At 64.5% G+C, this 12,652-nt stretch carries 9 protein-coding genes; 4 read left to right on the forward strand and 5 right to left on the reverse strand.

Going from position 1 to position 12,652, the window contains the following annotated elements:
• Nucleotides 1–49 precede the first annotated feature (49 nt).
• Together NL532_RS00535 and NL532_RS00540 are read left to right on the forward strand one after the other, a co-directional pair.
• Nucleotides 50–853, forward strand: a complete 804-nt coding sequence (locus NL532_RS00535) for an isocitrate lyase/PEP mutase family protein (RefSeq protein ID WP_023828567.1) — start codon at nt 50–52, stop codon at nt 851–853.
• Nucleotides 854–865: 12 nt separating this feature from the next.
• A complete protein-coding gene (locus tag NL532_RS00540) occupies nt 866–1,864 on the forward strand; it encodes a proline racemase family protein (RefSeq protein WP_023828568.1) in 999 nt (332 codons plus the stop codon).
• Between the two features lie 5 nt (nt 1,865–1,869).
• Here the strand turns inward: NL532_RS00540 and NL532_RS00545 are convergent, their stop codons facing one another.
• Together NL532_RS00545 and NL532_RS00550 are read right to left on the reverse strand one after the other, a co-directional pair.
• Nucleotides 1,870–2,571 (reverse strand): sulfate transporter family protein, encoded by a 702-nt coding sequence (locus NL532_RS00545; RefSeq protein WP_023828569.1) that lies wholly within the window; start codon nt 2,569–2,571, stop codon nt 1,870–1,872.
• A 197-nt stretch (nt 2,572–2,768) separates the two neighbouring features.
• Nucleotides 2,769–3,671 carry a DMT family transporter gene (locus NL532_RS00550; RefSeq protein ID WP_023690035.1) on the reverse strand — a complete coding sequence of 301 codons (903 nt, stop codon included), beginning with the start codon at nt 3,669–3,671 and terminating at the stop codon, nt 2,769–2,771.
• A 215-nt stretch (nt 3,672–3,886) separates the two neighbouring features.
• Here NL532_RS00550 and NL532_RS00555 point away from each other — a divergent pair, with 215 nt between their 5' ends.
• Entirely contained in the window at nt 3,887–4,879 is a 993-nt protein-coding gene (locus tag NL532_RS00555; RefSeq protein WP_023692653.1) for an adenosine kinase, read from the forward strand.
• A gap of 71 nt (nt 4,880–4,950) precedes the next feature.
• Here the strand turns inward: NL532_RS00555 and NL532_RS00560 are convergent, their stop codons facing one another.
• From NL532_RS00560 to NL532_RS00570, 3 genes are all read right to left on the reverse strand, one after another.
• A complete protein-coding gene (locus NL532_RS00560; RefSeq protein ID WP_023732507.1) occupies nt 4,951–6,024 on the reverse strand; it encodes a sensor domain-containing diguanylate cyclase in 1,074 nt (357 codons plus the stop codon).
• Nucleotides 6,025–6,148: 124 nt separating this feature from the next.
• Nucleotides 6,149–8,428: an NADP-dependent malic enzyme gene (locus NL532_RS00565; protein WP_023828570.1), complete on the reverse strand. Its 2,280-nt coding sequence runs from the start codon at nt 8,426–8,428 to the stop codon at nt 6,149–6,151.
• 142 nt (nt 8,429–8,570) lie between these two features.
• Nucleotides 8,571–9,752: a glycosyltransferase family protein gene (locus NL532_RS00570; RefSeq protein ID WP_031202812.1), complete on the reverse strand. Its 1,182-nt coding sequence runs from the start codon at nt 9,750–9,752 to the stop codon at nt 8,571–8,573.
• Between the two features lie 165 nt (nt 9,753–9,917).
• Between NL532_RS00570 and mutS the strand changes: the two genes are divergently transcribed.
• The gene (gene mutS, locus NL532_RS00575; protein WP_023752996.1) at nt 9,918–12,647 is read left to right on the forward strand and encodes a DNA mismatch repair protein MutS; all 2,730 of its coding nucleotides are present in this window, start codon (nt 9,918–9,920) and stop codon (nt 12,645–12,647) included.
• Nucleotides 12,648–12,652: the final 5 nt, after the last annotated feature.

The following is a 12,652-nucleotide window of genomic DNA, read 5'->3' on the forward strand; positions in this document are numbered from 1 at the left end:
TGCTGCACGATAGAATCTGCCGGCATTTCCGCATCTGAAGGGAGCACTCATGGACAAGGGCAAGATCTTTCGCGACCTGCACGCCTCGACCTTCGTCATGCCCAACCCCTGGGATGTCGGCACGACCAAGCTCCTGGCCTCCTTCGGCTTCAAGGCGCTGGCGACGACCAGCGCCGGTTTTGCCTTCTCGCGCGGCCTGCCCGATGGCGCAGTGACCTTCGAGGCGATGATCCACCATTGCCGCGAGCTGACGGCGGCAACCAGCCTGCCGGTGTCGGCCGATCTCGAGAAAGGCAAGGGCGACAGCGCGACGAGTGCCGCCGAGACGGTTTTTGCGGCCGAAGCGGCAGGTCTCGCCGGCTGCTCGATCGAGGACCATACCGGCGATCCCGACAAGCCCATCTATGAGTTTTCACACGCCGTCGAGCGCGTTGCAGCTGCTGCTGAGGCCGCACGGGCGCTCAAGCATGATTTCGTCTTCACCGCACGGGCCGAGAATTTCCTTTGGGGCAAACCGGATCTCGACGACACGATCAAGCGGCTGCAGGCCTTCGAAAAGGCCGGCGCCGATGTGCTCTATGCGCCCGGCCTCAAAGATGTCGAGACCATCCAGAACGTCTGCTCGGCGGTGAGCAGGCCGGTCAACGTCATGGCACTGCCGGCCTTCACCATCGCCGACCTTGCCATGGCCGGGGTCAAGCGCATCTCGCTCGGTCCGTGGCTGACCAATTTCGCCTTCGGCATGCTGGAAACCGCAGCGCGCGAGATCCAGCAGGACGGCACGTTCGGCTTCACCCGCGCCGCCATGCCGTTCGGCAAATTGCAGGCGCTGTTTTCCAAATCCTCAGGGTAGGGGTCCCGGCGCATGACGCTCACCGTCGTCGACATGCACACCGGCGGTGAGCCGCTCAGGATCGTCACGGACGGCTATCCAGACATTCCCAAAGGCACGATCCTGGAAAAGCGTGCCTATGTGCGCGACCACCTCGACCATTTGCGCAAGCTGCTGATCTTCGAGCCGCGCGGCCACTACGACATGTATGGCGCGCTGCTGGTGGAGCCCGACCTGCCCGGCGCCGAGCTGGCCGTGCTGTTCATGCACAACGAGGGCTATTCGACGATGTGCGGCCACGCCATCATTGCGCTTGGCCGCTACGCCGTCGACGAAGGCCTGGTGGCGAAACAGGAGCCAATCACCATGGTCAACATCGAGGCGCCGTGCGGCTTGGTCGTCGCTTCGGTGGAGGTCAAGGACGGCAAAGCGGGATCGGTGTCGTTCGAAAGCGTGCCGGCCTTTCTGTTTGCCCATGACCAACAAATCGAATTGGGGGGATACGGCAAGATTGCGTTCGACATCGCCTATGGCGGCGCCTTCTACGCGCTGGCCGACTGCCATCAATTCGGCCTGGAGTTCGGCCGCAGCCGGGTGCGCGATTTCGTCGACGCGGCAACCGCGCTGACCGAGCGGCTGAAGGCGGCGTTCCCTCTATCGCATCCCGACCATGCCGATCTCGCTTTCCTCTACGGCACCATCCTCACCGATGGACACGATGCGTTCTCCGGCGAGGCAACAAAAAACATCTGCGTCTTTGCCGATGCCGAGGTCGACCGCTCGCCGACCGGCTCCGGCGTCACCGCGCGGCTGGCGGCAATGCATGCCAAGGGTGAGATCAACCCTGGTCAGGAGCGGTCCTTCGAAAGCATCGCCGGCTCGCGCTTTTCCGGAGCGGTGGCGCGCACGACCATGGCCGGCCCGCATGATGCGATCATCGCCCGCGTCGGCGGCCGCGCCTACTATTCGGGCCGGGCGGAATTCACCGTCGAGCCGGATGACGAATTGGGACGCGGTTTTCTTCTGCGTTGATAGGCCTATCGCCCGGCGCTCTCCCGCGCGCCGACCGCCTTGTGCAGATGCACCATCATGGCGGCGGCAAAGAGCGGCGTCAGCAGGTTGAGCAGGGGCACGGCGAGGAAGGCAGCGATGAGCAGCCCGGCCAGAAAGACGGTGCCGGCATATTTCCGGCGCAACGCCCTCGCCTCATCTTCCGGGCGGAAGCGCATGGCGGCGAATTCGAAGAATTCACGTCCGAGCAGATAGCCGTTGACGATGAAGAAGGCGGCGATGTTGACGCCTGGAACCAACAGAAGGAGCAAGGCGTCGATGTTGCCCAGGATGACGACGCCGAAGAATTTCACCGACAACACGAGCGAGCGCAGCGCCGGCATGGCGCGTCCGACGGGATCGGCCGGATAGTCGGTGCGCTCGACCACTTCGGCGATGTCTTCGAGAAACAGGCCCGCCACGATTGCCGTCACCGGCGCGATCAGCAGCGCCATCCCGAAGGCAAGCGCGATGGCAGCGATGATGCCGCTCAGCCATCCGGCCCAGGACGGCAGGCCGGGCAGCAAGGAGTGAACCCATGGCAGGGCCAGCCAATCGACAAGCCCGGTCAAGACGAACCACAAGGCGACCAGCGCCAGGACGGTCAAGCCCAGCGTCTTCAGGAAAACCGCGCGGAATTCGGGAGAAAACAGCCGGCTGAAGGCGGCGCGGGCAGCGTTGAAGATCACGGCGTTTCACCCCCAGGAACGAACGGATATCTCCGACATAGGCTGAGACCCTGTCAGCCGCAAGCCTGCTGGAGCGGGCGCAATTCCGGACGGGAACTAGAGCATGATCCCAAAAAGTGGGTACCGGTTTTTGGAAAAGATCATGCTCCAACAAAGGGTTAGATCATGATGAGATTTCAACCAAATCTCATCACGATCTAGCGCGCCAGCGCCCGGGAGCGGGCTGGGATGGTCATTGCCGCAACGCCGGCGACGACGCAGCCCATGCCCCAGAAAGCTGTCGGCCCAAGGCTCTCGCCGAGGAACACGACGCCGATGCCGACGCCGATCGGCACGCGCAGATAGGCCTGCGACGTGGTGCCGACCGAACCAAGCGTGTGGATGAGGCGGAAAAAGATGCAGAAGGCCAGCGCCGTGGAGAACACCGACAATGCCAACAAGGCCAGTATCGACGCCATTGAAGGCGACAGGGTCCACGGGCGGTCGAAGGCCAGGCTCAAGGGGACGAGGATGACCGCGCCGCACAGCATCGAGCCGGCGGCCGGCAGCATCGGGTCGAGTCCCCTAAAGCCGCGGCCGAAAATGGCGGCGCCGGCATAGCAGACCGTGGCGGCAATGACGGCAAGCTGCGCCCACAATTGATGGCCGAGCCCGCCAAGCGCCTGGGTGCCGACGATCAGGCAAATGCCGGCAATGCCGGCACCGACACCGAACAGCTTGCGTGCGGTCACGGATTCATGGCGGGTGATAAGCGCGGTCAGCAGGAAGGTGAAGATCGGCGAGGTCGCGTTGAGAATGGTGGCCAGACCGGCGTCGATGGAGCGCTCGGCGGCGGCGATCAGCGTGAACGGCACGACGCTGTTGAGGCAGGCCTGGACCATGAACCGCCACAAGGTCGCGCTGTCCTTGGGCATGGCGAGGCCGCGCCAGCGGATCAGCGCGAGCAGGATGGCGCCGGCAATCAAGGTGCGGGCAGCGATGAAGGATATCGGCGGGATCGTCTCGACACCGATCTTGATGAAGGTATAGGACGCGCCCCACAGGGCGGCCAGCACGCCAAGCAGCGCCAGTTCGGTGGTCATGTCGGTCTTTGCTTGCATGCGGGTGCTTCCAGCGCTTGATTTGAGGCCAAGCTTGTAGGCGACCCGGCGGTCAGATGCTTCGGCCACGGTCGAACTGTGATGGAGCCTCGTCCCAGGCGCGCGCGCCGGCTTGGGCCGGCAAAGGATGGAAATCGGTTGCCATTTTTCGGGGTGATGCTGTAGACCCGCCCGGGCGCGGCAGAAAGCCGGCAGGTTCCGAGGCGGAGACATTGATGCCGGATTTTGACGTGCTTTGCATCGGCAATGCCATTGTCGACATCATCGCCCAGTGCGACGACGCTTTTCTCGAGACCAACGGCATCATCAAGGGTGCGATGAACCTCATCGACACCAAGCGCGCCGAGCTGCTCTACAGCCGCATGGGGCCGGCGATCGAGGCCTCGGGCGGCAGCGCCGGCAACACGGCGGCGGGCGTCGCCAGCTTCGGCGGCCGCGCCGCCTTCTTCGGCAAGGTGTCGAACGATCCGCTCGGCGAAATCTACGCCCATGACATCCATGCCCAGGGCGTTGCCTTCGACACCAGGCCGCTTGAGGGACAGCCGCCGACGGCGCGCTCGATGATATTCGTCACCCCCGATGGCGAGCGTTCGATGAACACCTATCTCGGCGCCTGCGTCGAACTCGGCCCGGAAGACGTCGAGGCCGACAAGGCATCCGGCGCCAAGGTTACCTATTTCGAGGGCTATCTGTGGGATCCGCCGCGCGCCAAGGAGGCGATCCGGCAGACGGCGAAGCTCGCACACGAGGCCGGGCGCGAAGTGTCGATGACGTTGTCGGATTCGTTCTGCGTCGACCGCTACCGGGACGAGTTCCTCGAGCTGATGCGCTCGGGCACTGTCGACATTGTCTTTGCCAACAGCCACGAGATCAAGTCGCTCTACCAGACAAAATCCTTCGACGAGGCGCTGGCGGCTATCCGCAAAGACTGCAAGATTGCCGCCGTCACCCGCTCCGAAAAAGGCTCAGTGATCGTGCGCGGCGACGAGACCGTCACCATTCAGGCGACGACGATCCGCGAACTGGTCGACACCACCGGCGCCGGCGACCTCTATGCCGCCGGTTTCCTCTACGGCTACACCTCGGGGCGCAGCCTGAAGGATTGCGGCGATCTCGGCTCGCTGGCCGCCGGGCTGGTGATCCAGCAGCTCGGGCCACGGCCGCGGCAAAACCTGCGCAGCGCGGCCCAATTGGCGGGGTTGCTGTAGGGCCGTCTTTCGGCGCGCAGCGCCGAGCCAGATGAGGGGTTCCCGCCGGATCAGGCTGTCCGGCGCTCCGCTCAGGCGGTGCGGCGAAGGTCGTCGGACGTAGGCCCGGGTTCCAAAGCCCCGGCGGTGACCAGCCGGTTGCGGCCGCTCTTTTTGCCGATGTACATCAGTCGGTCGGCGAGCGTTATCAGCGCCTCCGAATCGGACGCTTCCGCCGGGTAGATGGCGACGCCAACGGTGCAACCAACATGGATGGCTCCATTCGGCGTCGGCACCTTGATCCGCAGCTTTTCCAGGATACGTTCGGCGACGCCCACGGCCTTCTGTCGGGCCCGGCTAGCCTCTCCTGAAAACAGGAATGCGAACTCGTCTCCACCGAGCCGCGCCACGAAATCAGCGCTGCGCAGGATGGTGCGAAGCTGACCCGCCACCTCCTGCAGCAGCGCGTCGCCGGCCTCGTGGCCGAGCGTGTCGTTGACCTTCTTGAACCTATCGAGGTCGATGAACAGCAGGCCGGCCGCCTGGCCGGTGCTGTCGCAGCGGTCGATCACCGACCTCAGCTCGTTGTGAAAGGCGCGCCGGTTGGGCAGGCCGGTCAATGCATCGTGGTTGGCCGAATGATCGCTCTGCTGCTTGGCCAGCTCGATCTCGCGCTTTTGTACGGAGAGTTCCTCATTGGCGGCCTTGAGTTCGAGCAGCAGTTCGGCATTGAGATCCTCGACTACCTTACGGTCGCTAATGTCGACGACGAAACCTTCGAGGAATTCGAGTTCGCCGGCACCATCCCAGACCCCGCCTCCGATCTCGCGCACCCAGAGCGGCTCGCCGACCTGTGGCACGATGCGGTAGTCGACGTTCCAGTTGCAGCGCGCCTCGAGCGCGGTATCGACGGCGGCATAGACCGCAGCGAGATCATCCGGGTGGATCGCCGAGACATAGTCGCGCACGGCATTTTGAATGAAGTCGCTCGGCCGATAACCGCTGACGGTTAAAATGCCGTCGCTGATGTAGAGCATGGTGTAGGACGCATCGTTGCGGCAACGGTAGAGATAACCGTCCATGCGGCCGGTGATGCTCAGCAGCGCATCCAGGCGCTCGTCGTGATAGACCCCCTGGCCGACCACAGATGCCGTGTCATGCTTCATGGCCGCACCCCCGTTTTGGCGGTCTGAGCGCGCCGCCAATGCCATAAGGCCATAGGGGGCGAGAACGTTCCCTATAGCAGCCGAATATTATCAATCTCTTATGCGTTGGCGATTTTGCCGCCAATCAGGCTCCCGCGCTATAGGCCGCGATCGCAGCCATGTTGACGATGTCCGAATCCTTGGCGTTGAGCGAGACGATCTGGACCGGTTTGTTCAAGCCGACCAGCAGCGGGCCGATGACGGTGGAGCCGCCGAGTTCCTGCAGCATCTTGGTCGAGATCGAGGCGGAGTGGAATGCCGGCATGATCAGCACATTGGCCGGGCCGGTCAGCCTGATGAACGGATATTGCGCCATGGCCCGGGCGTTGAGCGCGACGTCGGCGGCCATTTCGCCGTCATATTCGAAATCGACCCGGCGTTTGTCGAGGATACGCACCGCCTCCTGGACGCGCTCGGAGCGTTCGCCCTGCGGGTGGCCGAAGGTGGAATAGGCAAGCATGGCGAGCCTCGGCTCGTAGCCCATGCGGCGGGCAAAGCCTGCCGCTTCCTCGGCAATGTCGGCGATCTGCTCGGCGTTCGGCATGTCGTGCACGGCGGTGTCGGCGACGAGCACGGTCTTGCCCCGCGCCAGCACGATCGACACGCCGATGACACGGTGGCCCGGCTTGGCGTCGATGATGCGGCGGATATCGTCCAGTGCCGTCGAATAGTTGCGGGTCACGCCGGTGACGATGCCGTCGGCGTCGCCCAGCGCCACCATGCAGGCGGCGAAGTGGTTGCGGTCGTTGTTGATCAGCCGCTGGCAGTCGCGGAACAGGAAGCCTTTGCGCTGCATGCGCTCGTAGAGATAATCGGTGTAGATGCCGTTGCGGCGCGACAGCCGGGCATTGATGATCTCGATGCCTTGCTTGTTCAAGTCGATGCCGGCGTGCCTGGCGTTCTCCTTGATGACGTCGTCGCGGCCGAGCAGTATGGCGGTACCGAGCTTCTGGTTCACATAGGAGACGGCGGCGCGCATCACCTGTTCTTCCTCGCCCTCGGCAAAGACGATGCGCTTGGGCTGGCGGCGGACACGGTCGTAGATGCGCTGCAGGGTCGAGGCGATCGGGTCGCGGCGGGCGGACAGCTCCTGCGCGTAACGGTCGAGGTCGAGGATCGGCTTGCGGGCGACGCCCGACTCCATCGCGGCCTTGGCCACGGCCAGCGGAATGGCCGAGATCAGGCGCGGATCGAACGGGACCGGGATGATGTAGTTGGGGCCGAATTTCGGCCGGTTGCCCTGATAGGCGGCGGCGACATCGTCGGGCACGTCCTTGCGCGCCAGTTCGGCCAGCGCTCTAGCTGCGGCGATCTTCATGTCGTCATTGATGGTGGTGGCCCTGACATCCAGCGCGCCGCGGAAGATGTAGGGGAAGCCGAGCACATTGTTGACCTGGTTGGGGTAGTCGGAGCGCCCGGTGGCCATGATGGCATCGGTGCGGATCTCGGCCACTTCCTCCGGTGTGATCTCCGGATCGGGATTGGCCATGGCGAAGATGATCGGGTTCTTGGCCATCGACTGCACCATCTTGGTGGTCAATGCGCCCTTGGCCGACAGGCCGAGGAAGACGTCGGCGCCGTCAAGCGCCTCAGCCAGGCTGCGCGAGTCGGTCTTGACCGCATGCGCCGACTTCCACTGGTTCATGCCTTCGGTGCGGCCCTGGAAGACCACGCCCTTGGTGTCGCACAGGATGATGTTATCCGGCGCAAAGCCCATCGCCTTCATCAATTCGATGCAGGCGATGCCGGCCGCACCGGCGCCGTTGCAGACCATCTTGGTGGTCTTCATGTCGCGGCCGGTGATCTCCAGCGCGTTGATCAGCCCGGCGGCCGAGATGATGGCGGTGCCGTGCTGATCGTCATGGAAGACCGGGATGTCCATCAGTTCGCGCAGGCGCTGCTCGATGATGAAGCACTCCGGCGCCTTGATGTCTTCCAGGTTGATGCCGCCGAAGGACGGACCGAGGAAGCGCACGCAGTTGATGAACTCGTCGGCATTGTCGGTGTCGACCTCGAGGTCTATGGAATCAACATCGGCAAAACGCTTGAACAGCACCGCCTTGCCTTCCATCACCGGCTTGGAGGCCAGGGCGCCGAGATTGCCGAGGCCGAGAATGGCGGTGCCGTTGGAGATGACGGCCACCATGTTGCCGCGCGTCGTGTAGTCGAAAGCGCGGCTGGGGTCTTCGGCGATGGCCAGAACGGGAACCGCGACACCAGGCGAATAGGCGAGGCTCAGATCGCGCTGCGTCGCCATCGGCTTGGTGGCGACGATCTCCAGCTTGCCGGGGCGGCCCATGGCGTGGAATTCCAGCGCCTCCTGGGCACTGACGGAAGGGCCGCTGTTTTCGGTTTTCTTGGCCATGATGCTCTTGATTTCCTCGCCGGTGCCGCACCCTTGAGACGGGTGCATGTTTTTGAACTTCCGGATTAAGGCTACACGCCGCTGGTGTAAACCGCCAAGCGATCTTCACGCGCGCAGCGAAATCTCCAGATGTAGAACGGTGTCAGATCGGCTCCGGCTCCCGGACGAAGGCCGCAATTTCGCGCACAGTTCCCCATCGCATCATGCCGTCGGTGCCGGGGAAAGGCCATGTCTCGATGGGTGGCGTACGGCTTCCCTTGCGCCGCAGCAATGCTGTCAGGAACGCCATAAGTTCGATGCGCTGGGCGTAAACCTTCTCCAGTGTGCGGCGGCGGATGTCCTCGCGCGGTATGGCGCGGTCGCGCAGCGTCTCGACGGCGCGGCGAATGGCAGCCGGTTCCGGCTCGGCGACGATGCAATAATCCGGATCGAAATAGACGTCGCGACCGCCGAGGCTCGGCGTGCTGACGATCGGCAGGCCGGCCATCAGATATTCCATCGAGGAATACATCGCGCCCTCCACGGCCGACAGGCAGAGCCCGACGGCGGCCTGGTTGTAGACCCGGTTGACCTGTTGCGCCGTCAGTTTTCCGGGCCAGCCATCGACGAGCGGATTGGCGATGTGGTGGAGCGGCGATTGCGCCTGCAGGCGCCGGACAAAGGCGCGGGCGGCAACCGGCGGCAATTCGCCGATCGAATAGGTGATGTGGGCCAGCCGCTCTATGTCGAAGGCCAGGTGATGGCGCTTGATCGGCGAAATGCGACCATTGTAGACGGCGTCGAATTCGACCGGCACATCCGGCAGCGGCCGGAAAATATCCTCCGAAATCATCAGATTGTGATTGGAGAAAATGGCATTGCCGCCCGCAGCCGCGATGAGACGGCGCTCTTCCTCGGTGTTGCACAGGAAGATGATCTCGTGCAGCGGAAACCGGCCGGCATACCAGGCGAGATCGCGGCCCATCCGGGCGATGACAGCCGGCCGCTCCATGGTCCAGGTCTGCATCGTCAGGAAGGTGACGCGGCGCGCCGCCAGGCGCCGGCCGAGCGCTGCCAGCGGATAGAGCGGCCGCGACCCGCCAATCGGGACATAGAGCACCAGCGGGTCGCGGCTGAGCACATGCAGCGACATGTCGATGCCGCCATCGACATCGGACAGCGGCCCGCGTGTCGGCAGGAGGAAGGGGACGCGCTTGCGCACTGTCCCCCTGAGCTTGCCTTTGGTGCGGTGGACGCGCCGCGCCGCCAACAGCAGCAGGCGCTCAAGCGCCGATCCAGCCGGACCGACCAGCTCTTCGAACGCCTCCTGTTTGTCCTGATCCATGCCGCTTATCCCCGCCATGGCGATCATAGGGTCTGGTTGGCGCCCGAAGCAACCAACGGCTTCACCCGGCGTAGAGGGAGCACAAGCCGCCGTCGAGGCCGGTCGTCCCCTGCTTTTCGGGCCGCCGGCATTAAACCCCGCACCCACATCTGCTAGCGTGCGGGCATGAACATGCACACTTCAGCAGAAACCGACGCCCCCGAGGTGACACCGCCTGCGCCCGTCGGCAGCGTCACGCCGATGATGGAGCAATATATCGAGATCAAGGCGGCGAACCCGGATTCTCTGCTGTTCTACCGCATGGGCGATTTTTACGAGCTGTTCTTCGACGACGCCGAAAAGGCGAGCAAGGCGCTGGGCATCGTCCTGACCAAGCGCGGCAAGCACCAAGGTAACGACATTCCGATGTGCGGCGTGCCGGTGCATGCGGCCGACGACTATCTGCAAAAGCTGATCGGCCAAGGTTTTCGCGTTGCCGTCTGCGAGCAGATCGAGGACCCGGCGGAAGCCAGGAAGCGCGGCGGCAAATCGGTCGTACGCCGTGACGTGGTGCGCCTGGTGACGCCAGGCACCATCACCGAGGATAAATTGCTGGCGCCGTCGGAATCGAGCTTCCTGATGGCGCTAGGGCGGGTGAAGGGCGGCAACAGCGGTGACGCCTTCGCCCTGGCCTGGATCGAGATCTCGACCGGCGTCTTCCGCGTCGCCGAAACCACGACCGACCGCCTGCTGGCCGATGTCTTCCGCGTCGACCCGCGCGAGCTGATCGTCGCCGAGCCGGTGTTTTACGATCCCGAGTTGAAGCCGGTGTTCGACGTCATTGGCCGCGTTGCCAGCCCGCAGCCGCCGTCGCTTTTCGATTCGGCTTCGGCAGCGGGGCGGATCGCGCGTTTCTTCGAAGTGGCGACGCCGGACAGTTTCGGCGCCTTCTCGCGCGCCGAATTGTCGGCGATCTCGGGCGCCATCGCCTATGTCGAAAAGACGCAGAAGGCCGAGCGGCCGCCTTTGTCGCGTCCCGAACGCGAGGAGCAGGGCTCGACGCTGTTCATCGATCCTGCGACACGCGGCAATCTGGAACTGTTGCGCACGCTGTCGGGCAGCCGCGACGGCTCGCTGTTCAAGGCTATAGACCGCACGGTCACCGGCGGCGGCGCCAGGCTGCTCGCCGACCGGCTGATGGCGCCGCTGACTGACCCGGCGGCGATCGGCGCCAGGCTCGATTCTGTGTCGTTCTTCCGTGCGGAGACGCAGCTTTGCCAGGCGGTGCGGTCAGGCCTGAAGAGCGTCGCCGACATGCCGCGGGCGCTGTCGCGGCTGGCGCTCAACCGCGGCGGCCCGCGCGATCTCGGCGCGCTGCGTGCCGGCTTCGAAGCGGCGGCCACCATTGCCGAACTGTTCGGAACGGCCGTCCTGCCCGCGGAGCTGACAGCGGCACTTGCCGCGATAAAGGCGCTGCCGCGCGCGCTGGCCGGGCATCTGACCCAGGCTCTTGGCGAGGAACTGCCGCTGCTGAGGCGCGACGGCGGCTTCGTGCGCGGCGGCTACCATGCCGAGCTCGACGAGATGCGGGCGCTGCGCGATGAGTCTCGCAAGGTGATCGCCGGGCTGGAGCGCTCGCTGATCGAGGAGACTGGCATCCGCTCGCTGAAGATCCGCCACAACAATGTGCTGGGCTATTACATCGAGGTGACCGCCAACCATCATTCGATCATGACCGGCAGCGATGGCGCCAAGGCACGCTTCATCCACCGCCAGACCATGGCCAATGCCATGCGTTTCACCACGACGGAACTTGCCGAACTCGAGACCAAAATCGCCAATGCCGCTGACCGGGCGCTGAGCATCGAGCTTGCCGCTTTCGATACGCTGACGGCTGAGGCGGTCGGCGAGGCGCAGAAGATCCGCGCCGGCGCCGATGCGCTCGCCGTACTCGACGTGTCGGCGGCGCTCGCGCTGTTGTCGGAGAGCGAAGCCTGGTGCCGGCCGCTGGTCGATTCCAGCCTCGCCTTCGACATCTCGGGCGGACGCCATCCGGTGGTCGAACAGGCGCTTCGCCGTTCGGGCGAAGGGCCGTTCGTCGCCAATGATTGCGATCTGTCGCCGCAAGACGGTGCCAAGGCCGGCGCCATCTGGCTGCTCACCGGTCCGAATATGGGCGGTAAGTCGACCTTCCTGCGGCAAAACGCACTGATCGCCATCCTTGCCCAGACCGGCTCCTTCGTGCCGGCGACATCGGCCCATATCGGCGTCGTCGACAGGCTGTTCTCGCGCGTCGGCGCCTCGGACGATCTGGCGCGTGGCCGCTCCACCTTTATGGTCGAGATGGTAGAGACGGCCGCGATCCTCAACCAGGCCGGTGAGCGGGCGCTGGTGATCCTCGACGAAATCGGCCGCGGCACCGCCACCTTCGATGGCCTGTCGATCGCCTGGGCGGCGGTCGAGTATCTGCACGAGAAGAACCGCTGCCGGGCGATCTTCGCCACTCATTTCCACGAAATGACGGCACTCTCCGGCAAGCTGCCGCGACTGCACAATGTCACGATGCGGGTCAAGGAGTGGGAAGGCGACGTCGTCTTCCTGCACGAGGTCGGCAAGGGTGCCGCCGATCGCTCCTATGGCGTTCAGGTCGCTCGCCTTGCCGGTCTGCCGGAAGCGGTGGTCGGCCGCGCCAAAGAGGTGCTGCATCAGCTCGAGGAAGGCGATGTCTCCGGCAAGGCCAACCGACTGGTCGACGATCTGCCGCTGTTTTCGGTGGCAATGAAGCGGGAAGCGGCAAAGCCTGCGGAGAGCGACGCATTGGGCGCAGCGCTGGGTGAGATCAATCCAGACGAGATGACGCCGCGCGAGGCGCTGGAAGCGCTCTACCGGCTGAAGGGGCTGGCGGGGAAAACCTAGCCCGA

The organism is Mesorhizobium sp. C120A (genome assembly GCF_030323105.1).
GTDB lineage: Bacteria > Pseudomonadota > Alphaproteobacteria > Rhizobiales > Rhizobiaceae > Mesorhizobium.

Coding starts and splice junctions, on each gene's coding strand:
- NL532_RS00535 (WP_023828567.1), top strand. CDS start 50: ATGGACAAGGGCAAGATCTTTCGCGACCTGCACGCCTCGACCTTCGTC.
- NL532_RS00540 (WP_023828568.1), top strand. CDS start 866: ATGACGCTCACCGTCGTCGACATGCACACCGGCGGTGAGCCGCTCAGG.
- NL532_RS00550 (WP_023690035.1), bottom strand. CDS start 3,671: ATGCAAGCAAAGACCGACATGACCACCGAACTGGCGCTGCTTGGCGTG.
- NL532_RS00555 (WP_023692653.1), top strand. CDS start 3,887: ATGCCGGATTTTGACGTGCTTTGCATCGGCAATGCCATTGTCGACATC.
- NL532_RS00560 (WP_023732507.1), bottom strand. CDS start 6,024: ATGAAGCATGACACGGCATCTGTGGTCGGCCAGGGGGTCTATCACGAC.
- NL532_RS00565 (WP_023828570.1), bottom strand. CDS start 8,428: ATGGCCAAGAAAACCGAAAACAGCGGCCCTTCCGTCAGTGCCCAGGAG.
- NL532_RS00570 (WP_031202812.1), bottom strand. CDS start 9,752: ATGGATCAGGACAAACAGGAGGCGTTCGAAGAGCTGGTCGGTCCGGCT.
- mutS (WP_023752996.1), top strand. CDS start 9,918: ATGAACATGCACACTTCAGCAGAAACCGACGCCCCCGAGGTGACACCG.